At 71.3% G+C, this 20,357-nt stretch carries 17 protein-coding genes and 1 other RNA gene; 5 read left to right on the plus strand and 13 right to left on the minus strand.

Annotated features, from left to right (window positions below; translation table 11 throughout):
• Positions 1-16 precede the first annotated feature (16 nt).
• From ssrA to pruA, 7 genes are all read right to left on the minus strand, one after another.
• Positions 17-392, minus strand: a transfer-messenger RNA (tmRNA) gene (gene ssrA, locus O7542_RS20830).
• Between the two features lie 103 nt (positions 393-495).
• Positions 496-975, minus strand: a complete 480-nt coding sequence (gene smpB, locus O7542_RS20835; RefSeq protein ID WP_030501421.1) for an SsrA-binding protein SmpB — start codon at positions 973-975, stop codon at positions 496-498.
• A 131-nt stretch (positions 976-1,106) separates the two neighbouring features.
• A complete protein-coding gene (ftsX, locus tag O7542_RS20840; protein ID WP_030501420.1) occupies positions 1,107-1,982 on the minus strand; it encodes a permease-like cell division protein FtsX in 876 nt (291 codons plus the stop codon).
• 65 nt (positions 1,983-2,047) lie between these two features.
• Positions 2,048-2,728, minus strand: coding sequence for a cell division ATP-binding protein FtsE (ftsE, locus tag O7542_RS20845; RefSeq protein ID WP_013284225.1), 681 nt, complete (start codon positions 2,726-2,728; stop codon positions 2,048-2,050).
• A 118-nt stretch (positions 2,729-2,846) separates the two neighbouring features.
• A complete protein-coding gene (gene prfB, locus O7542_RS20850) occupies positions 2,847-3,968 on the minus strand; it encodes a peptide chain release factor 2 (RefSeq protein ID WP_069087470.1) in 1,122 nt (373 codons plus the stop codon).
• Positions 3,969-4,013: 45 nt separating this feature from the next.
• Positions 4,014-4,529 carry a PadR family transcriptional regulator gene (locus O7542_RS20855; protein WP_043326375.1) on the minus strand — a complete coding sequence of 172 codons (516 nt, stop codon included), beginning with the start codon at positions 4,527-4,529 and terminating at the stop codon, positions 4,014-4,016.
• A 134-nt stretch (positions 4,530-4,663) separates the two neighbouring features.
• The gene (gene pruA, locus O7542_RS20860; RefSeq protein ID WP_064447768.1) at positions 4,664-6,292 is read right to left on the minus strand and encodes an L-glutamate gamma-semialdehyde dehydrogenase; all 1,629 of its coding nucleotides are present in this window, start codon (positions 6,290-6,292) and stop codon (positions 4,664-4,666) included.
• 567 nt (positions 6,293-6,859) lie between these two features.
• On the opposite strand from pruA, the gene O7542_RS20865 reads away from it, so the two are divergent.
• Entirely contained in the window at positions 6,860-7,993 is a 1,134-nt protein-coding gene (locus O7542_RS20865) for a hypothetical protein (protein WP_281605113.1), read from the plus strand.
• 9 nt (positions 7,994-8,002) lie between these two features.
• Here the strand turns inward: O7542_RS20865 and O7542_RS20870 are convergent, their stop codons facing one another.
• A complete protein-coding gene (locus O7542_RS20870; RefSeq protein ID WP_043326377.1) occupies positions 8,003-8,512 on the minus strand; it encodes a hypothetical protein in 510 nt (169 codons plus the stop codon).
• A gap of 195 nt (positions 8,513-8,707) precedes the next feature.
• On the opposite strand from O7542_RS20870, the gene O7542_RS20875 reads away from it, so the two are divergent.
• Positions 8,708-8,935 carry a helix-turn-helix domain-containing protein gene (locus tag O7542_RS20875; protein ID WP_030501414.1) on the plus strand — a complete coding sequence of 76 codons (228 nt, stop codon included), beginning with the start codon at positions 8,708-8,710 and terminating at the stop codon, positions 8,933-8,935.
• Positions 8,936-9,030: 95 nt separating this feature from the next.
• Positions 9,031-9,609, plus strand: a complete 579-nt coding sequence (locus O7542_RS20880; protein WP_281605114.1) for an Rv3235 family protein — start codon at positions 9,031-9,033, stop codon at positions 9,607-9,609.
• A gap of 217 nt (positions 9,610-9,826) precedes the next feature.
• Here the strand turns inward: O7542_RS20880 and secA are convergent, their stop codons facing one another.
• Complete coding sequence (gene secA / locus O7542_RS20885) at positions 9,827-12,724, minus strand: preprotein translocase subunit SecA (protein WP_043326381.1); 2,898 nt, start codon at positions 12,722-12,724, stop codon at positions 9,827-9,829.
• Between the two features lie 169 nt (positions 12,725-12,893).
• Between secA and O7542_RS20890 the strand changes: the two genes are divergently transcribed.
• Together O7542_RS20890 and O7542_RS20895 are read left to right on the plus strand one after the other, a co-directional pair.
• Positions 12,894-14,051, plus strand: a complete 1,158-nt coding sequence (locus tag O7542_RS20890) for a GNAT family N-acetyltransferase (protein WP_043326382.1) — start codon at positions 12,894-12,896, stop codon at positions 14,049-14,051.
• Positions 14,048-15,154 (plus strand): GNAT family N-acetyltransferase, encoded by a 1,107-nt coding sequence (locus O7542_RS20895; RefSeq protein ID WP_281605115.1) that lies wholly within the window; start codon positions 14,048-14,050, stop codon positions 15,152-15,154. The genes O7542_RS20890 and O7542_RS20895 overlap by 4 nt, the downstream gene beginning before the upstream one ends.
• A 45-nt stretch (positions 15,155-15,199) precedes the next feature.
• Here O7542_RS20895 and raiA read toward each other — a convergent pair whose 3' ends face one another.
• The 4 genes from raiA to mtrB all read right to left on the minus strand — a co-directional run bounded on the left by raiA (position 15,200) and on the right by mtrB (position 20,356).
• Positions 15,200-15,844, minus strand: a complete 645-nt coding sequence (gene raiA / locus O7542_RS20900; RefSeq protein WP_064447737.1) for a ribosome-associated translation inhibitor RaiA — start codon at positions 15,842-15,844, stop codon at positions 15,200-15,202.
• Positions 15,845-16,094: 250 nt separating this feature from the next.
• Positions 16,095-16,799, minus strand: coding sequence for a ComF family protein (locus tag O7542_RS20905; RefSeq protein ID WP_043326388.1), 705 nt, complete (start codon positions 16,797-16,799; stop codon positions 16,095-16,097).
• Positions 16,800-16,805: 6 nt separating this feature from the next.
• The gene (locus O7542_RS20910; protein WP_166457270.1) at positions 16,806-18,605 is read right to left on the minus strand and encodes an LpqB family beta-propeller domain-containing protein; all 1,800 of its coding nucleotides are present in this window, start codon (positions 18,603-18,605) and stop codon (positions 16,806-16,808) included.
• On the minus strand, positions 18,602-20,356 hold the full coding sequence (mtrB, locus tag O7542_RS20915) for an MtrAB system histidine kinase MtrB (RefSeq protein ID WP_281605116.1): 1,755 nt from the start codon (positions 20,354-20,356) through the stop codon (positions 18,602-18,604). Before mtrB ends, O7542_RS20910 begins: the two co-directional genes overlap by 4 nt.
• Between the last annotated feature and the right edge of the window lies 1 nt (position 20,357).

Consider the following 20,357-nt stretch of genomic DNA (forward strand, 5'->3'; position numbering starts at 1 on the left):
GGGCGCACAGGCCGTGTGGTGGAGGTGCCGGGAATCGAACCCGGGTCCTTCGCCGGTTTGTCAGGGCTTCTCCGAGCGCAGCTCGCTGTGCCTCTACTCGGCCCCACCGCTCACGCGAGCAAGTTGGTGTGACGGGCCCAGTCGCTGATTGATCTCGCCGCACGGACCCCGCGACCGGGTCCGATTGGCCAGCCTTCTAGCTGATGCCGGCTAACTGGGTCGAAGGCGCTCCCAGGCCGACAGACTTGCTACTCGCCTCAGGCGGCGAGAGCGAAGTCAGCGCGATTGTTCTTGGCGCTTATTGGTTTCCGACGACCGATTCTCGAGACGACGTCGGCTTCCTCGGCTCGCTTCCCCTGTCGCTGCGTACGAAGTCGAAACCAGTCACCCCCTCGAAGCGCTGCCCCTGTCGGCAGCACACCAAGCCTAACGCCTGGCGCAACCAGATTCATCCCGAGGCCCGCCCGACGCGGGCAGCCGGACGAACCGGACGTATCACTCAGCCATGCCCTTGCCGCGCCGGCCGACCGCCCGGGCGATCTCCTTGGCGGCGTCCCGCTTGGCCAGGTCCTGGCGCTTGTCGTACGACTTCTTACCCCGGGCCAGGCCGATCTCCACCTTGGCCCAGCCGTCGGAGAAGTAGACCTGCAACGGCACCAGCGTCAGGCCGCTCTCCTTGAGCTTGCCCAGCAGCCGGTCGATCTCGATCCGGTTGAGCAGCAGCTTGCGGGTACGCCGCGGCTCGTGGTTGGTCCAGGTGCCCTGGGCGTACTCCGGGATGTGCATGGCGTGCAGGTAGATCTCGCCGTCACGCTCCTGGGCGAACGCGTCGACGAGCGACGCCCGCCCGGCCCGCAGCGACTTCACCTCGGTGCCGGTCAGCGCCATGCCCGCCTCGTACGTGTCGAGGATGGCGTAGTCGTGGCGCGCCTTCTTGTTGGAGGCGACCACCTTGCGACCCTTTTCCCGTGGCATCGGCGCCACCTCCCTCCCGGTCCGTCGCCGGCCACCGGCCGGCGAGCGAAGATCATGCTACCGGAACCACAAGGGCCCTCCCGCGCGGTTTATTCCGCGCGGGAGGGCCCTTGTCGGAGCCGGACGGGTGACTAGACCCGCAGGTAGAAGCGGAGCGTGACCCAGGCGGTGACCGCGCTGACCACGCCACCGACGGCGGCCATCAGCGGGAAGGTCAGGAAGATGTCGGACCAGGAGATCGGGGTGATCAGACCCTCCAGGGCCGCCATCGAACTGCCGGCCGCGAGCACCTTCACCGCGATCAATGCCAGCAGGCCGAGGATGGAGCCGAACAGACCGGCCACCACCGCCTCCAGCACGAACGGCGCCTGGATGAACCAGTTCGACGCGCCGACCAGCTTCATGACCGCCACTTCACGCCGCTTGCTGTACGCGGCCACCTGGATGGTGTTCGCGACGAGCAGCAGGGCGGCGACGGCCATCACCATAGCGATCGCGAGCGCGCCGTTCTGGAAGCCGCTGAGCACGCCGAAGACCTTGTCGAGCAGCTTGCTCTGGTCGACGATCGTGTCGATGCCCTCGGCGGTCTTGTACTTGTCGTAGATCGCCTTGTACTGCTCGGGGTCGTTGAGCTTCACCCGGTACGACTCGGGAAGCTGGTCCGGCTTGACCGCGCTGACCAGGTCCGGGGCGTCGGCGTACATCTGCTGGAAGCGCTCGTACGCCTGGTCCTTGTTGACGTACGTCGAGTCCTTGACCAGCGGGTCCTGGTCGAGCTGCTGACCCAGCGCGTCGACCTGTTCCTTGGTGGCGTCGGTCTTCAGGAAGATCGAGACCTCGACGTTCTCGTAGTAGAGGTCCTTCATGTCGCCGACCTTCTGGTACAGAAGGCCGCTGCCGCCCAGCATGAACAGCGACACCGCCATTGTGATGATCATGGCGATGGTCATGGTGACGTTGCGCCACAGCCCGACCAGTACTTCGGACAGGACGTACTTCATCCGCATCGGGATATTCCTCCGGCTCTCCGGCGTGAGGGTTCGTCGTCAGGGTCTACGGAACGTCGTACGGCTCAGCCGTAGACGCCGCGGGCCTGGTCGCGCACGATGCGGCCGCTCTCGATCTCGATCACCCGGCGCCGCATCTGGTTCACGATGTTGGAGTCGTGCGTGACCATCACGACGGTCGTGCCAGTGCGGTTGATCCGGTCCAGCAGGCGCATGATCTCGATCGAGGTGTCCGGGTCCAGGTTTCCGGTGGGCTCGTCGGCCAGCAGGATCAGCGGCCGGTTGACGAACGCCCGGGCCACCGCCACACGCTGCTGCTCACCACCGGAGAGCTCGTGCGGGTAGCGGTGCTCCTTGCCACCGAGACCGACCAGCTCCAGCACCTCCGGCACGACCCGGCGGGCGACCGCCTTCGTCTTGCCGATCACCTCCAGCGCGAACGCCACGTTCTCGTACGCGGTGCGGTTCGGCAGCAGCCGGAAGTCCTGGAAGACGCAGCCGATGGAACGCCGGAAGTGTGGTCGCTTCCAGGAACGCATCGACGTCACGTCCTTGCCGTTGACGACGACGCGACCCTTGTTGGGCGTGACCTCGTGCAGCAGCAACTTGATGATGGTGGACTTGCCGGAGCCGGATGGACCGATGAAGAAGACGAACTCGCCCTTCTCGATCGAGACGGACACGTTGTCGAGCGAAGGCCGGGACGCCTTCGGGTACGTCTTCGTCACTTGCTCAAGCTGAATCACGGGTCGGTAGTCTACGCGGTGTAACCGCAGAGCCAAGCCCCCAGGCCCGCCGAAGCGGTGCGCGTCATCGATTTACCCGGTCAGAACGGGATCGATGACGCGCTCAGTCCGAACGTGATCACGCACCGTCAGCGCTGAGCTGCTGCTGCTTCCGCCAGCGGATTCCCGCCTCGATGAAGCTGTCCAGGTCACCGTCGAAGACCGAGGACGGATTGCCCGTCTCCTGTTCGGTACGCAGATCCTTCACCATCTGATACGGGTGCAGGACGTACGAGCGCATCTGGTCGCCCCAGGAGCTGGTGCCGCCGCTCTTCAGGCCGGCCATCTTCTCCTCCTCCTCCTGCCGCTTGCGCTCCAGCAGCCGGGCCTGGAGCACCCGCATCGCGGAGGCCTTGTTCTGCAGCTGGGACTTCTCGTTCTGGCAGGTCACCACGATGCCGGTGGGGATGTGGGTCAGCCGCACCGCCGAGTCGGTGGTGTTGACGCTCTGCCCACCCGGCCCGGACGACCGGTAGACGTCCACCCGGACCTCGTTCTCCGGGATGTCGATGTGGTCGGTCTGCTCGGTGACCGGCAGCACCTCGACGCCGGCGAAGCTGGTCTGCCGGCGACCCTGGTTGTCGAACGGGCTGATCCGCACCAGCCGGTGCGTGCCGGACTCCACGCTGAGCGTGCCGTAGGCGTACGGCACCTTCACCGTGAAGGTGGCCGACTTGAGGCCCGCCTCCTCGGCGTACGAGGTCTCGTAGACCTCGGTCGGGTAGCCGTGCCGCTCGGCCCAGCGCAGGTACATCCGCAGCAGCATCTCGGCGAAGTCCGCGGCGTCCACGCCGCCGGCCCCGGCCCGGATCGCCACCAGCGCCTCCCGCGAGTCGTACTCGCCGGAGAGCAGCGTGCGGACCTCCATCTCCTGGATGGCCTTGGTCAGCCCGGCGATCTCCGACTCGACCTCGGTCAGCACGCCCGGGTCGTCCTCCGCCTGGGCCAGCTCCAGCAGCACCCCGGCGTCGTCGAGCCGGGAGCGCAGGTCGCCGAGCTTGGTGATCTCGCCGTTGACGTACGACAGCTGCGACGTCACCTGCTGCGCCTTGGCCTGGTCGTCCCAGAGGTCGGGCGCGGAGGCCTCCTGCTCCAGCCGTGCCTTCTGCTCGCGCAGCTTGTCGAGGTCGAGCACGGCCTCGATGTTGCGCAGCGTGGCGTCGAGTTCCTTGAGCTGTTCGGCGTAATCGGCAGCGGTCACGACAGACAAGACTACTGCGTCGTTCCCTCAACCTGCTGCAGGTGGTCAGCCGACCGGCGCGGTCTTGAGCCAGGACAGCGCCGCTTTGTGGTAGGCGACGGCGAACTCCAGCGCGCTGGCGTCGTAGCTCTCGCCTTCCTTCTTGGCGTTCTTGACCTGCTCCCGCACCGCCGCCAGCGCCTCGGTGTGGTACTCGTTCGCCGTCGCGTAGAGGTTCTTGAGCTGGCTCGCCGAGTGCAGGTTGCCGAACGCCATCCGTAGCGCTATCGGGTTACGGATGGTGTCCTTGCCGGGATTCTCCGCCAGCCAGCGGGAGAATGTCCGTTTACCGGCAGCTGTCAGCGCGTACGGCTGACTCATGCGCGGCCCGGGCTTGCCGAGACGCACCAGACCCTTCTCGGCCAGGACCGGTAGCTCCCGGTAGACCTGACTGCGGGTCATCGACCAGTACGGCGCCAGCCGGCGCTCAGCCGCGGCCATCAACTGGCCGCCAGTCATCGGGCCGTCGTGCAGCAGGCCGAGCAAAGCTGCCGCCGTCGGGTTGACTCCGGAATCCGCCATGCCCTCTAAGCTGCCACTTTGTCGGCTCTGGCGTCCAGGATTTGCCTATTTCGGCACCCGCGGACCGGTCCGATGTGCACTGTCGGATGAGGAAGAGGGCCCGTCCCGGCCGGGACGGGCCCTCTTCGAGCGTCTCAGCCCATGTGCGGGTAGGTGTGATCGGTCGGCGGAACGAACGTCTCCTTGATCGTCCGAGGCGACATCCAGCGGACCAGGTTGTGCCAGGAACCCGCCTTGTCGTTGGTGCCGCTGGCCCGGGCGCCGCCGAACGGCTGCTGCCCGACCACCGCGCCGGTCGGCTTGTCGTTGATGTAGAAGTTGCCGGCCGCGTACCGCATCTTCTCCGCCACCTGGTCGACCACCCGGCGGTCGGTCGCGAAGATCGACCCGGTCAGCGCGTACGGCGCGATCGACTCGGCCTGGGTGACCACCTCGTCGAAGCGGGCGTCGTCGAAGACGTGCACGCCGAGGATCGGCCCGAAGTACTCGGTGGTGAACGTCTCGTGCGCCGCGTCGGAGCACTCGAACAGCGTCGGCCGGACGAAGTAGCCGACCGAGTCGTCGGCGGTGCCGCCGGCCAGGATGCGACAGGAGTCGTCACCCTTGATCAGCTCCAGCGCGGCGGTGTGCCGGCCGAACGCCTTGTCGTCGATCACCGCGCCACCGAAGTTGCTGAAGTCGGTCACGTCGCCGTAGGTCAGCGAGTCCGCGGTGGCGGCGAGCCGGTCGCGCAGCCCGCCCTCCCAGATCGACCGCGGGACGTACGCGCGCGAGGCAGCCGAGCACTTCTGCCCCTGGTACTCGTAGGCGCCCCGGATCAGCGCGGTGTGCAGCGCGTCCACGTCGGCGCTGGTGTGCGCGACCACGAAGTCCTTGCCGCCGGTCTCGCCGACCAGGCGGGGGTAACCGCGGTAGCGGGCGATGTTGTCGCCGACGGTCTTCCACAGGTGCTGGAACACCTTCGTCGAGCCGGTGAAGTGGATGCCGGCCAGGTCCGGGTCGGCGAGCACCACCTCGGAGACCTCCTCGCCGCGGCCGGTGACCATGTTGATCACGCCGGGCGGCAGGCCGGCGGCCTCGAACAGGCGCATGGTGAAGTGCGCCGCGAACTGCTGCGTCGGGGACGGCTTCCAGACCACCGTGTTGCCGAGCATGGCCGGCGCGGACGGCAGGTTGCCGGCGATCGCGGTGAAGTTGAACGGGGTGATCGCGTAGACGAAGCCCTCCAGCGGCCGGTGGTCGAGGCGGTTCCAGACCCCGGGCGAGGACAGCGGCTGCTCGGCCAGGAGCCGCCGGGCGAAGTGCACGTTGAAGCGCAGGAAGTCGATCAGCTCGCACGCCGAGTCGATCTCGGCCTGCACGGCGGTCTTGGACTGGCCGAGCATGGTGGCCGCGTTGAGCGTGTCCCGCCAGGGGCCGGCCAGCAGGTCGGCGGCGCGCAGGAAGATCGCGGCCCGCTCCTCGAACGGCAGCGCGCGCCACATCGGCGCGGCGTCCTTGGCGGCCTGCACCGCGGCGCGGGCGTCGTCGTGGGTGGCGTGCCCGGTGACGCCGAGAACGTGCGCGTGCTTGTGCGGCTGCACCACGTCAATCGACGCGCCGCCGGCCATCCGCCGCTCGCCGGCGATCGTCATGGGCAGCTCGATCCGCTCGGCGGCCAGTTCGGCCAGCCGCCGCTGGAGCCGTTCCCGGTCGGCGCTGCCGGGCTCGTAGGAGTGGACCGGCTCGTTGAGCGGCTCGGGTACGGAGAACACGGCGTCCATCAACAGGCTCCTGGCGATCTCGACGGCGACGGCGAAACCGGACCCGCGGGCGCCGGCCGGGCGGCCGGACACCGGGGCGCCGCGGGGTGGGCGGCGGCGGGACCTGGCCCCGATTCTGTCACGACAAGCCCCCGCCGGACGCGCCTCCCTGGCACACCGGACGGCCGGTTCATCTCCGGACCGTCGCCCCAACCGACCCGGATCCGACGAAACATCGGATCGCGCCCCAGTTCGTCGACGATTCGTCGGCGCTTACTCGACCTTTGATCCAGCCCACCTCGGGGGTGGCGGTGTTCCGGGCCTCCGGGCGGCACCTCCCCGAGCTGGATTCGACCAACGGCACCACACGGCCCGCCCGGCTGGCGGTTATCGGCCACTGATCCACTCCACCTCGGGGAAATGGCGGTATCCGGGCCCTCGGGATGCCACCACATCGCCGTACTGCAGTCGATCAACGCGCACACGGCACACGGCCCGCCCGAGGAGTGGTGATGCGCCGCGTACGCTGGATGACCGGTGACCTGCCCGGCCCGGCTCGGGGATCCGGCGACCGTCGAAGGGAAGACGATGAGCAACCAGCCCGGCAGCTCCACGGCCGCGGAGACGGATCAGCCCGAGACCGTCGGGCCGACCACGGGCGACGGGGCCACCGTCGAGACGTCCTCCGTCAAGGCGTCCTCCGTCAAGGCGTCCTCCGGAGAGGCACCGTCGGCCGAGGCACCGGCGAGCGAGGCTCGGACGGGCGAGGACGCAGCCGGACCCGCGCATGGGGACGAGGGGACTGTCACCGGCGGTCGGCCGGAGTTCGCCCCGGGCGCGCTCGTACTCGCCCTGCTCTCGCTCGGATGGCTGGCCGCCATGCTCTGGTCGACCCGCGAGGCGATCCACTCGACCGCGGCCGGCGTCACCGCGATCAGCCTCTCCGCGTACGCGCTGCCCGGCGTCATCACCGCGGCGCTGGTCACCGGCGCCACCGTCGCCCTGGCCGCGACCAACCGGCTCGGCCGGGCCACGCTGCGGTTCCTGGCCGCCGTCGGGACCGGCTTGGTGGTCGGGCTGCTCGCCGCGGTGGCGATCAACCTGACGTACGCCGACAACGCCACCACGAACACGATCGCCGGGACCACGGCGGCAGCCGCGATCATCGGCGGCGCGATGGCGGGCGCGCGTCAGGCCCGGGTGGTGGGTGCGATCACCGCTGCGACGCTCACCGCGCAGATCTTCGTGGTGCTGTTCAGCCGCGCCCGGGACCCGCTGTCCGACCTGTTCGGCGCCGGGGAGACCCAGCAGTCGGTGCTCGACGCCGCCAAGTGGGTCTCGCGTACCGAATCGCTGCTCGCCGGCCTGCTCGCCGGCCTCGCCGCGTACCTCTATCTGACCTGGTCCCGTCGCCGGGCGGAGCGCCGCGACGGCGTGGCGTCGCCGCTGCGCTGGCCGGCCTACCTGGTGGCCGGCGCGGGCGCGGGCCTGCTCCTGCTGCTCACCGAGGTGATCATCCGGATCGGCGGCGGCGGGCTGCTCGACCTGGCCGCCGCGCTCAGCGAGGCCGACGAGGTCGCGCAGACCGCGCTCGGCACCTCGCGGGTGGACAACGGGATCTGGGTGCTCTTCGTGGGCGCGCTGACCACGCTCATCGTGTTCGGCCGCACGCTCGGCCCCCGCCCGGTCGAGGACGAGACGGACGAGCCGGCGGCGTCCTGAGCCGCCGGCTCAGCCGGCCTCGCGCAGCAGCAGGTCCAGCTCGGTCACGTCGTACCACTCCAGTTCGTGGTCCTCGGCGCCGTCGACGGTGAACTGGGCGTCCGGGTCCCCGGCCTGGGCCTCGGCCACCACCTCGACGGCAGCGGCCACGTCCTCGACCGCCTCCGCGCCGTCGACATGAAGCGCGGCGACCGACTTCACCGGCACCGGTCCGGCCGGCCGGACCACGCTGGACCCCAGCTCGCCGCCGACTCGTCCGACCGCCCGGGCGGGCAGGTCGGCCGAGACGACAACCCGTCGCCGGGGCGCGGCGGGGTCGCTCCGGAGCAGGAACAGCGCGTCCTGGGCGGCCCGGGTGAAGGCCACGTACTCCAGTTCCTCCTCGTCGCCCTCGGCGTACCACTCGCGCAGTTCCGGGGTGACCGCGTGCGCCGCCTCGGCGGTCAGCCCCTCCTCGCGCAGCCGGGCGAGCATGGGTACGGTCGCCGGCAGGTACACCCGGACAAGCTCGTCGGTCACCGGTCACTCCCGCATTCAGGCCACTCACCGGCGGACGCCGGCTCCGGGCGCCGATCATGCCGTACGCCAGGACCGTCATACACCCGGCATCCGCGCGGGTGAAGTCTCCCGCCGGTGTGTCAGGCGAACGGGCATGGGGCGATGTCAGCCGGTGATGGCAAACTAAGGCAAACGAAGCCAACCCCGGGAGTCACCGTGGAGTCGAGGTTCCTGCTGCTGTCCGACGTCGCCGCCGAGCTGAACGTCTCGGACTCGCAGGTCTACCACATGGTTCGCAGTGGCGAGCTGCCGGCGATCAAGATCGGCGGTCGGGGGCAGTGGCGGGTCGAGCGCTCCCGGCTGGAGGAATACATCGAGCGGAAGTACGCCGAGACGGCGGAGTGGGTACGCGGGAACCCGCTCGGTGAGCGCGACGAGGAGTGACCACCCGAGGACCGTCGGCCATTGACGCCGGTGACGCCATTCCGGGAAGATGAAGCCCTGTCGGAGGCAAACGAAGGCAAACGCAAGGATTCGAGATGGTCGACACCCGCCGTCCCCGCGCACCCCGCCCGCCGGTCCGTCTCCGGCCCGCCCCGCCACTCGACCCGCCGTGGGTCGACGAGGAGCCGCTGTGGAGTCCCGTCGGGCAGCTCACCCTCGACCTGAGCGATCCGCGCCGCGGTGCCGCCGCACGCCCCGCCGGCCGCGCCCCGGACCCGGCACCCGCCTGGCCACGCTGGACCGGCACCCCCGCGTCAGCCCTCGCGTCCGCCGCACCCGAGGGAACGCGGGCCGCACACCGATTCGTCCGCACCTTCCTGGAGATCGTCAACGGCTTCCGGCCACCCGGCCAGCTCCGGCCGCTCTGCGTGCCCGAGTCGGCCGGCCCGGTCGCGGCCGAGCTGACCCGAGCAGCCCGCCGGGTGACCCCGGTCCGCCGCCGTACCGCCCGGCCGGCTCTGCTCCTGCGGCGTCTGCGGGTCTGCGAGCCCCGCGCGGGTGCGGTCGAGGCCACCGCCGTGTTCGCCGGCGTCGGAGGCACGAGCTGGGCCGTTGCGATACGCCTGGAACGCCGCCGAGGCACCTGGCTGTGCCTCGTCCTGGACGTCCTCTGAGCCCGGTCGTGGCCCCCGACCCGGCTCGACCGCGCCGCGGCCACCCGCGCCTCCACCGGCGCCGATCTTGCACTTCAGTCCCGTAGATGACGTCATGAATCGGGCATGATGAGGGCCGAAACTGCAAGATCGCGGGAGAGAGCGAGGGCACTGGGGGAACCCAGGGACGGCGACGGGCCCCGGCCGGGAGGCCGGGGCCCGTCGTGGGCGTTCGGGGTCAGTTGCCGCCGTTGGGCGAGCCGTGGCAGCGCTTGTACTTGCGGCCCGAGCCACACGGGCAGGGCGCGTTACGGGACGGGCCCTCGCCGCCGTCGACCTGGCCCGGGGCGGCCCGCCGGGCGGTGCTCGCCGCGACCGCCTGGCCGCTCGCACCGGCCGGAGCCCGGCGCGGCCCGGCGGCGGCAGGGCGCTCCGACTGCTGGCCGATGCCGAGCGCCGGCGCCTGCTGCTCGGGCCGCTCGATCACCGGAGCGCCGCGACCGGCCTCGCCGTCCACGGCGGGAGCGGAGTACTGCAGGCCCTGCTGCTGCGGCGCGCGGTTGAGACCCTTCGCCCGGATCTCCACCGGCTTCTCCAGCAACTGCACCTCCTCGGCCTCCGGCTCGGCCTCCTCGACCTGCACGTCCAGGTTGTAGAGGAAGCCGACCGTCTCCTCCTTGATGCCGTCCATCATGGTGGCGAACATGTCGAAGCCCTCGCGCTGGTACTCGATGACCGGGTCGCGCTGGGCGTACGCCCGCAGGCTGATGCCCTCCTGCAGGTAGTCCATCTCGTAGAGGTGCTCGCGCCACTTGCGGTCGATCACCTGGAGCAGGACCATCCGCTCGAGCTGGCGGACCGCCTCCTCGCCGAGGCTCTCCTCGCGCCTGTCGTACGCGGCGTGCGCGTCCTCCTTCAGACGGGCGAGCAGGAAGTCCTGGTCGATGCCCGAGCGGGAACCGACCTCCTCCTCCAGCTCGTCGACTGTGACGCCGACCGGGTACAGCTGCTTGAGGCTGGACCAGAGCTGATCGAGGTCCCAGTCCTCGGCGTAGCCGTCGCTGGTCGCGCCGACCACGTACGCGGTCACCACGTCGTCGATCATGTTGCGGACCTGGTCGGACAGGTCCTCGCCGTTGAGCACCCGCAGACGCTCGGCGTAGATCACCTGGCGCTGCTTGTTCAGCACCTCGTCGTACTTGAGGACGTTCTTGCGGATCTCGGCGTTCTGGCCCTCGATCTGGGCCTGGGCGCTCTTGATCTGCCGGGTGACCATCTTCGACTCGATGGGCACGTCCTCGGGGATGTTGAAGCGGTCCATCACGGCCTCGACCGCGCCGGCCCGGAAGCGCTTCATCAGCTCGTCCTGCAGCGACAGGTAGAAGCGGGACTCGCCCGGGTCACCCTGCCGGCCGGCGCGACCGCGCAGCTGGTTGTCGATCCGGCGGGACTCGTGCCGCTCGGTGCCCAGCACGTAGAGGCCACCGGCGGCGGCGACCTCCTCCGCCTCGACGTCACACGCCTGCTTCCAGGTCGGAAGGATCTCCTCCATCGCCTTGGCGTACTCCTCCGGCTGCTCGACCGGGTCGAGCCCGCGCTGGCGCAGCTCGTTCGCGGCGAGGAACTCGGGGTTGCCGCCGAGCAGGATGTCCGTACCGCGGCCGGCCATGTTGGTCGCGACGGTGACCGCGCCCTTGCGCCCGGCCTGGGCGACGATCTCCGCCTCCTTGGCGTGGAACTTCGCGTTCAGCACGGAGTGCGGGATGCCGCGGCGGCGCAGCATGTGCGACAGGATCTCGGAGTTCTCCACCGAGACGGTGCCGACGAGCACCGGCTGGCCCTGCTCGTGCCGCTCGGCGATGTCCTCGACGACGGCGTTGAACTTGGCCTTCTCGGTCTTGTAGATGACGTCGGGCCGGTCGAGCCGGACCATCGGCCGGTGCGTCGGGATGGTCACGACGCCGACCTTGTAGACCTTGTTGAACTCGCCCGCCTCGGTCTGGGCGGTACCGGTCATGCCGGAGAGCTTGTCGTAGAGGCGGAAGTAGTTCTGGAGGGTGATGGTGGCCAGGGTCTGGTTCTCCTGCTTGATCTCCACCCCCTCCTTGGCCTCGATCGCCTGGTGCATGCCCTCGTTGTAGCGGCGGCCGTGCAGGATGCGGCCGGTGAACTCGTCGACGATCAGGACCTCGCCGTCGTTGACGATGTAGTCCTTGTCGCGCTTGTAGAGTTCCTTCGCCTTGATGGCGTTGTTCAGGTAGCCGACGAGCGGGGTGTTCACCGACTCGTACAGGTTGTCGATGCCGAGGCGGTCCTCCACCTTGGCCACGCCGCGCTCGGTGATCGCGATGGTGCGCTTGGCGTAGTCGACCTCGTAGTCGCCCTCGCCGTCGGTGCCGGGCTGGAGCCGGGCCACCACGGTGGCGAACTCCTGGTACCACCGGGCGGAGTGCTCGGCCGGACCGGAGATGATCAGCGGGGTACGCGCCTCGTCGATGAGGATCGAGTCGACCTCGTCGACCACGGCGAAGAAGTGGCCGCGCTGGACCAGTTCGTCCTTCGACCAGGCCATGTTGTCGCGCAGGTAGTCGAAGCCGAACTCGTTGTTCGTGCCGTAGGTGATGTCGCACTCGTAGGCCGCGCGGTGCTCGGTGGCGGGCCGGTTGGGCAGCACCACGCCGACGCGCAGGCCGAGGAACTCGTGCACCCGGCCCATCCAGGCGGCGTCGCGTTCGGCCAGGTAGTCGTTCACGGTGACCACGTGCACGCCCTTGCCGGCGAGCGCGTTCAGGTAGACCGGCATGACCGAGGTGAGCGTCTTGCCCTCACCGGTCTTCATCTCGGCGATGTTGCCGAAGTGCAGCGCCGCGCCACCCATGACCTGGACGTCGTAGGGACGCTGGCCGAGCACCCGGGAGGCCGCCTCACGGCACACCGCGAACGCCTCGGGCAGCAGGTCGTCGAGGGTCTCGCCGTCAGCGAGCCGCTCCTTGAACTGGTCGGTCATGCCGCGTAGCTCGTCGTCGCTGAGGTTGACGTAGTCGTCCTCGATCGAGTTGACGGCGGCCGCGATGGCCTTGAGCCGACGCACCATGCGCCCCTCGCCGGCGCGAAGGACCTTTTCCAGAATCGACACGGATCAACGCTCCCCTAGACGGTCTCGAACCATCGTAGGCGCTCGGAGGCGACGATGGTCACTGGTGGCGGCGGTCCGGGCTCCGGAACCCGACATAACGCCGCGACCGTGCGCCACCGGCCGCTAATCGGGTTACGCCGTGCGCGAACGATCCGGCACGATGGCTCGGATGGAGCCTGTGGAGATCATCGAGGACGGCCTGCTGCTGCGCCCCTGGCGTGCGGCGGACGCCGACGCGGTGCACCGTGCCTGCCAGGATCCGGACATCCAGCGCTGGACCACCGTACCTCGCCCGTACCTGCCGGAGCACGCCGCCGAGTTCGTGACCACGTTCAGCGCGACCGCCTGGGCCGAGGGCGCGGGCGCACCGTTCGCGGTCTGCGACGCCGGCACCGGGGAACTGCTCGCCTCGTGTGGCCTGGTCTCCGTGGACCGCGAGCTGGACTCGGCCGAGGTCGGCTACTGGACCGCGCCGTGGGCCCGGGGCCGGGGCGTCGCGGTCCGCGCCACCCGCGCGCTCGCCCGCTGGGCGTTCGACGCGCTCAAGCTGCGCCGGCTCACCTGGCAGGCCGAGATCGGCAACCACGCCTCGCGGCTGGTCGCGCTGCGCGCCGGCTTCCGCGTCGAGGGTGAACTGCGGCTGGCCCACCCCAGCCCCGGCGGCCGTCCGGAGGGCTGGATCGGCTCCCTGTTCCCGGCCGAGCTGGCCGCGCCCGGCGACCCGGTCCCCTACGGGCCGGACACGCTGCAGGCCCGCCGCGCGGCGGTCTTCGGCCGCCCGCAGCCGGTCCTGTTCGCCACCGCCGGGGACACCGAGCTGCGGCTGCGCGCGCTGGAGGAGCGCGACCTGCCCGCGGTGACCCGCACCTGCCAGGACGAGCAGACGATCCGCTGGACCACGGTGCCGCACCCGTACCGGCCGGAGCACGCCGAGGGCTTTCTGCACGACCTGGTCCGCCCGGCCTGGGCCCGGGGCACCGCCGCGACGTTCGCCGTGGCCGACCCGGACGACAGCTACGTCGCCTCGATCGACCTGCGTATCCTCCCCAACGACCCGCTGGTGGCCGACGTGGGCTACATGACCGCGCCGCACGCGCGCGGCCGGGGTTACCTGCCGGCCGCGCTCACCGCCGTGTGCGCCTGGGGCTTCACCACGCTCGGCCTGGCCCGGATCGAGTGGCGGGCCAACGTGGGCAACACCGCCTCGCGGCGGGCCGCCGAGAAGGCCGGCTTCACCGTCGAGGGCACGCTGCGCGGCGGCGTCCAGCACCGCGGCGAGCGCCAGGACGCGTGGATCGGCGCGCTGCTGCCGGAGGACCTGGTGTGACGCCGGAGACGATCGAGGGGTACGGCGTACGGCTGCGGCCGTGCCACCTCGGGGACGTGCCGGACATGGTGGCCGGGTGCGCCGACCCGGAGACCCGCCGGTTCATGCCTCTGCTGCCCGATCCCTACGACGAGGACGCCGCCCGCTGGTGGATCACCGAGGGCTCGCCGGCGGCGTGGGCGGCGGGTGGGGCCGCGTACACGATCGCCGACCCGGCCACCGACCGGCTCCTCGGCAGCATCGGTCTGAGCCGGCTCAGCGCGGAGCGGGCGAGCTACGAGATCGGTTACTGGGTGGGTCCCGCGGCGCGCGGCCGGGGCGTGGCGAGCGCCGCCACCCGGCTGCTGACCGAGCGTGCGTTTGCCGCCGGGGCGGCCCGGCTGGAACTGCTCACCCGCGTCGACAACGTGCCGAGCCAGCGCATCGCCCTGACCTGCGGCTACCGGCACGAGGGCGTACGCCGGGCGGCGGGCGCGAGCGCGGGCGGCGTACGCGAGGATCTGATCGCCTGGGTGCGGCTGGCCGACGACCCGCCGGGACCGGTCGCCCGTCTGCTGCCGGACCTGCCCGGCGGCCGGCTCACCGACGGCGTGGTGACGCTGCGCCCGGTGGGGCCGGCGGACACCGGCGTGCTGCACCGGCTGCACTCGCTGCCGGAGGTGGTGGCGAACCGGGTGCCGCCGGTGGCGCCGGAGCGGGCCGCGCTCGCGCGGCGCTGCCGGCTGGCGGCGAGCCGCTGGCTGGCCGGCGAGGCCGCCGACCTGGCGATCGTCGACGCGGCGACCGGCGCTGTCGTCGGCGGGTGCGCGCTGTTCTACGACGAGCCCGCCACCGGCCAGGCGATGATCGGCTACAGCCTGCTGCCGGAGGCGCGCGGGCGCGGGCTGGCCGCGCGTACGGTCCGGCTGGTCGCCGGGTGGGCGTTCGGCATCGGGGTGGCCCGGCTCTGGGCCGGTACCCGGCCGGACAACGTGGCCTCGCAGCGCGTGCTGGAACGGGCCGGCTTCCGGCGGGAAGGGCTGCTGCGCGGGCGGCTGCCCGGCCCGGACGGCGCCCGGGTCGACTCGGTGGTCTACGGCCGGCTCGCCACCGACGAGAACTGAGACGGGCCCCCGCGCGTGCGGGGGCCCGTCTCACCGGTCAAGGGGTCACGTGTCGAGCTGGATGATCCCGTAGTCGTACGCGTGCCGCCGGTAGACCACGCTCGGGCGGCCGGACTCCTTGTCCTGGAACAGGTAGAAGTCGTGGCCGACCAGTTCCATCTGGAACAGCGCGTCGTCGACGGTCATCGGATCGGCGGGGTGGACCTTCGCCCGGGCGATGTGCCACGGCTGGTCGTCGGGTTCGACGTAACCGTCCTCGTCGGGACGTTCGGCGACGGCGGTGGCGGCGCCGTGGCCGTCGCGCGCCGCCAGGCCGGGCCCGTCGAGTTCGGCCACCGGCAGTCCGGCGGTCGCGGCGGCCACTGAGATCGGCGCGTGCCGCCCCCGGTGCACCCGGCGGCGGTCCGCCGCGCGGCGGAAGCGGGTGTCCAACTTGGCGATTGCGGCGTCGAGCGCGCTGTAGAAGTCGCTCGTGCAGGCCTCGGCCCGGATCACCGGGCCGCGCGTGACACAGGTGATCTCCACTCGCTGGCAGTGGTCCGCCTGGCGTGGATTGCGCTCGTGGAACAACTCGACGTCCACGCGAATGAGCTTCTGGTCGTAGCGTTCGATCTTCGCGAGCTTCTCGGCTACGTGCACCCGGTAATGGTCCGGCACTTCGACGTTACGGCCCTTGACCACGATGTCCACGTGACCTCCCTTGTTCGGACGGTCGTTCGGTCCGGAGAATCCGGTCGACCCGCCCGGGAGGGCCCCGCTCGGCGTCGACCGGTGGTGTTCGGCTACGCCTCCTTCCAGCGCCGGGGGAAGGTTGGCATCCTCTCTACCCCCGACACCGAAACGCTAACTCCTGTACCGCCAACCGTCACCCCTGGTTGCCGAAAGGGGTTGCGGAATTTAACACCTCATACACCATGGGGTGAAACGGATACACGAAGCGTCACCGAACGTGCCGCTTTTGCGTTGCGGCGAGCACGGCCGCGGCCTTTGGCGTCATTCCCGCGCGGTGCAACATCCGGCTCACCGCCGCGAGCGTCGCGCCGGTGGTGACGATGTCGTCCAGCAGCACCACGGTCCCGGCCGGGCGGTGTCCGGTCACGGGGCGGCGCAACCGGAACGCCGCCTCGGCCGCGGTGGCCCGTCCGGCGCTGTCCAGCGTCACCGAGTCGGGCCGGGACAGTGCCCGCAGCGGTCGCAGCACGCGTACCGGCCAGCCGGCCGCGCGCAGCCGGGACGCCGCCGGGCGGACCAGCCGGTCCAGGTGGTCGCCGTAGCGGGCCCGGGCGGCGCGGGCGGTGTCCGGCACCGCCACCAGCGTCACCGGGCCGGGCGGCCCCACCGCCTCGGCGACCACCTCCGCCAGCAGCGCGCCGAGCGGCCGGGCCAGCCCGTGCCGGCCCCGTTCCTTGTACGCGAGCAGCGCCTCGCGCAGCGCCCCGCCGTACGGGCCGAGCGCGACACAGGGCGGCAGGCCGGGCGGGGCCGGATCGGGCCGGGTGGGCGCGGGGCGCAGCGACTCCAGTTCGCGTACGCAGCCGGGGCAGAAGCCCTGCCGCAGCCGCGCCGCTCCCCCGCCGCAGCCGGCGCACCCGGCGGGCAGCACCAGGTCGGTCAGGTCCGACCAGAGCCCGCCCAGGTCACGCACGGCGGCTCAGTAGAGGAAGAACGGGGCGGTCGGGTTGGTCGCCCGGCTGCCGGCCGGCACGTCGAGCACCTGCTCCCGCTTGACGAAGTCGAACGGGTTGTTCCGCCAGGCCGCCCCGTCCGTCTCGAACATGAACGAGAACGCGGCCAGGCCCCGGTCGCTGCCGCCCGGATACCCGGCGAGCTGGGTGACCGGGGCGCCGATCTCCACCGCCAGCGGGGTCTCCCACACGCCGTCGACGCTGAGCTGGTGGATCGCCGAACGCCGGTCCGCCTCGTTGCCGGCCAGCACGAGTTCGTTCTCCGCCACCCAGTCCACCACCGTCACGCCGGTGAGCAGGGTGGCCACCCGGCGCGGCTGTCCCAGGTTGACCACGCCGCCGTCGACGCTGACCGCGGCGACGTAGAGCGCGCCGCCGCTGACCAGTGCGACCCGGTGGCCTTCGAGGGAACCGGCGACCGCCGTCACCGGGCCGGACACGGACAGCGCGATCTCGCTCATCCGGCCCGACCCGTCGAACCGGTAGAGCTTGCCGTCTGCCGCCACCAGGCCACCCGGCCGGGCCTTGGTCAGCGACCGCAGCCAGGTCGGGCGGCTCATCGCGCGGAACGTGCGGTCGCTCGCGTTGAGCGTGGCCACCGGCTCCGCGCCGGAGCCCACCTTGAGCCGCTTGCGGTTGTCGGCGCCGGTGACGACGAGCGCGGCCAGCACCTGTTCCTCGGCACGGGCGAGCGCGGCGGAGACCACGTTGCGGTTCTCCTCCGGCGGCAGCGGCACGGCGGCCCGCGGCTCGTTGCCGAACGCCAGTGGGCGTACGGCGCCGTCGTAGACGCCCAACCGCATCGGGTTCGCCCCGCGCGGGTACGCGACGACCGAGACGCGCTCCCGCCGGAGGTCGACGGTCAGCCGCTTCTGGTTCTGGATCTTGAGGTCGACCACGCCGTCCAGGTCCGACAGGGACCAGGCCAACTGGGTGCCGAGCCGGTTCAGCCGCTGCTCGTTGGCCCCCGGCATGTTCAGGTTGATCTCCCAGTGCCCGTCCGTCCCGGTCGCGTTGTTGATCAGCTGGGTGCCGTCGGGCAACCCGGTCACGCCGGCGGCCAGCCAGTCCGAGGGGCGGTCCGCCAGCCACTTCATCACCTCGGTGATCCGCCGCTCGGTCGGCGCCGAGGAGAGCAGGTAGCGCTGGTCCGGCACCAGCCGGGTCTGGTCCGAGTTCCAGAAGTAGACGGTGCGGGGGCGGTAGTACTCACGAATCGCCGAGTCGCTGGCCAGCAGCACGTTCGGCGCCTCGGTGATCAGCAGCCCGGTCCCGGCCGGCTCGGCGCGGCGCAGCTCGAAGACGTACTGCGTGTCGCTGGCCACCGGCGGCCCGAGCGTGCCGTCCGCCCGCAGCACGCCGACCTGCTGCACCTTGAGCGTCACCGTGCTGGTGCCCTGGTTGTTCGGCGGCGTGCTCTCCGGCTTCTCCCGCAGCCGCACCACGGTCAACTCGACCTCGCTGGTCTGCGGCTTGCCCGGGAGCAGGTCGCGGGACTCCTCGGCGAGGAACTTCCGGGCCCGGGCGTACGCCTGGTCGCGTTCCCCGGCCGCCGCCGCCCGCAGGTAGTTCTCGATGAACGGCACCGGCTCGCTGCTGTCGGCCGGTTCGGGCGGCCGGGCCGGACTGCCGTTGAGCGCTCCGCCCTGCGCGGCCGGCACCGAGCCGTCGATCTGGACGTCTGTCTCACCCGGGATGCCGCAGCCGACGAGCGCGGCCGGAAGCAGGGCGCCGGCCAGCAGCAGGGCCAGGGCGCGGCGGCTCACGGCCGGACCTCCGCCCGGTCGCCTTCGGTGGCGGGCTCCACGGTCAGCGTTCCGGCGTCGGTGCCCGGGCCGATGGCGAGCAGGCCGCCGTCGCGGGGACCGCCGAACGGCACCGTGGCGTCGGCCGGCACCAGCCGCAGCGGGGAGGTGGTGAGCCGGTCCCCGGCCCGGGCCGGCAGCGTGAGCCGGAACTGGGCGCCCTGGCCGGGCGCGCCCCACGCCTCCAGCCAGCCGCCGTGCAGGCGGGCGTCCTCCAGGCTGATCGACAGGCCGAGCCCGGTGCCGCCGGTCTGCCGGGCCCGCGACGGGTCGGCCCGCCAGAAGCGGTTGAACACCAGCTTCTCCTCCCCCGGCTTGAGGCCGACGCCGTGGTCCCGCACGGTGATCGCCACCGCGCTGCGGTCCTGGCCCAGGGTGATCCGTACCGGTTTGGCCTCGCCGTGCTCGACCGCGTTGCCAACCAGGTTGCGCAGCACCCGCTCGACGCGGCGCGGGTCGACCTCGGCGATCACCGGAGTGTCCGGCAGGTCCAGCTCGATCGTGACCCCGACCCGCTCGGCCAGCCCGGCCAGCCGCTCGGTGACCCGGTGCACCACCGGCACCAGGTCGGTGGGCTCGCTGTCCAGCACCGCGAAGCCGGCGTCGAACCGGCTGATCTCCAGCAGGTCGGTGAGCAGCTCCTCGAACCGGTCCAGCTCGGCCTGGAGCAGCTCGGCGCTGCGGGCCACCGCCGGGTCGAACTCGTCCCGCTCGGCGAAGATCAGGTCGGCGGCCATCCGGACCGTGGTCAACGGGGTCCGCAGCTCGTGCGAGACGTCGGAGGTGAACCGGCGTTGCAGCCGGGACATCTCCTCCAGCCGGAGGATCTGCCGTTGCAGGTTCGTCGCCATCTGGTTGAACGAGGCGGCCAGCAGGGCGAGGTCGTCCTCGCCGGAGACCACCATGCGCTGGTCGAGCAGGCCGGCGGAGAGCCGCTGCGCGGTGCGCGCGGCCACCCGTACCGGCGTCACCACCAGGCGGGTGACCAGGGCGGCCAGCAGGCCGAGCAGGAGGACGAGCGCGACGCCGGTGGCGACCACCGTGGCCCGGGCGTCGGCCGCCGTCGCGTCCTGCCGGGCCAGGGGTACGAGGTAGTAGAGCTCGACCTGCCCGAACTTGGTGGGCACCGGGGAGCCGTAGACCAGGTATTTGGTGCGTTCGCCGCCGAGCGACCCGGTGCGGATCTGGTGGGCGACCTTGCCGGAGGCCACGGCGGCCCGCAGCTCGTCGCCGATCACCGTGCCGACCGGCACCTCGGGCGTGGTGCGCGGCTCGATGAACTCGGCGAAGTTGTCGGCGGTGATCGCCACCACGACGCCGCTGGTCTGCGTCGGGTCACCGCCGGCAAGGTAGTTCACCGTGCCGTCGATGGTGTTCTGGAGCTGCGCCTCCTGCGGCTGGCTGTAGAGGTTGAACTGCTTCGCCGCGTACTCGCTGCCGTTGCTCAGCCGCAGCCGCACGTCGGTCTCGGCGTTCTCCAGCAGGATGCTGGTGATCTTGTCGGCGATCAGGTAGGCGAAACCGCCCACCAGCAGACTCGACGCCACCAGCGTGATGGTGACCACACGCACCTGGAGCGACCGCCGCCAGGCCTGGTGCACCGCGGCGACCAGCCGGGCGACCCGGCCGCTCAGGGCGAGCCAGAGCGCCCGCACGGCGTGGAGCCGGCGGGGCTCGGCGGTCGGCGTGTCCGGCAGCGGGGTGGTCACCACA

Source organism: Micromonospora sp. WMMC264, from assembly GCF_027497275.1.
Lineage (GTDB): Bacteria > Actinomycetota > Actinomycetes > Mycobacteriales > Micromonosporaceae > Micromonospora > Micromonospora chalcea.

Bases quoted from the DNA above. Each gene is read 5' to 3' on its own strand.
- smpB (WP_030501421.1), bottom strand. From the start codon at position 975: ATGCCACGGGAAAAGGGTCGCAAGGTGGTCGCCTCCAACAAGAAGGCG.
- ftsX (WP_030501420.1), bottom strand. From the start codon at position 1,982: ATGCGGATGAAGTACGTCCTGTCCGAAGTACTGGTCGGGCTGTGGCGC.
- O7542_RS20855 (WP_043326375.1), bottom strand. From the start codon at position 4,529: ATGGCGGATTCCGGAGTCAACCCGACGGCGGCAGCTTTGCTCGGCCTG.
- pruA (WP_064447768.1), bottom strand. From the start codon at position 6,292: ATGGACGCCGTGTTCTCCGTACCCGAGCCGCTCAACGAGCCGGTCCAC.
- O7542_RS20865 (WP_281605113.1), top strand. From the start codon at position 6,860: ATGAGCAACCAGCCCGGCAGCTCCACGGCCGCGGAGACGGATCAGCCC.
- O7542_RS20880 (WP_281605114.1), top strand. From the start codon at position 9,031: ATGGTCGACACCCGCCGTCCCCGCGCACCCCGCCCGCCGGTCCGTCTC.
- O7542_RS20890 (WP_043326382.1), top strand. From the start codon at position 12,894: ATGGAGCCTGTGGAGATCATCGAGGACGGCCTGCTGCTGCGCCCCTGG.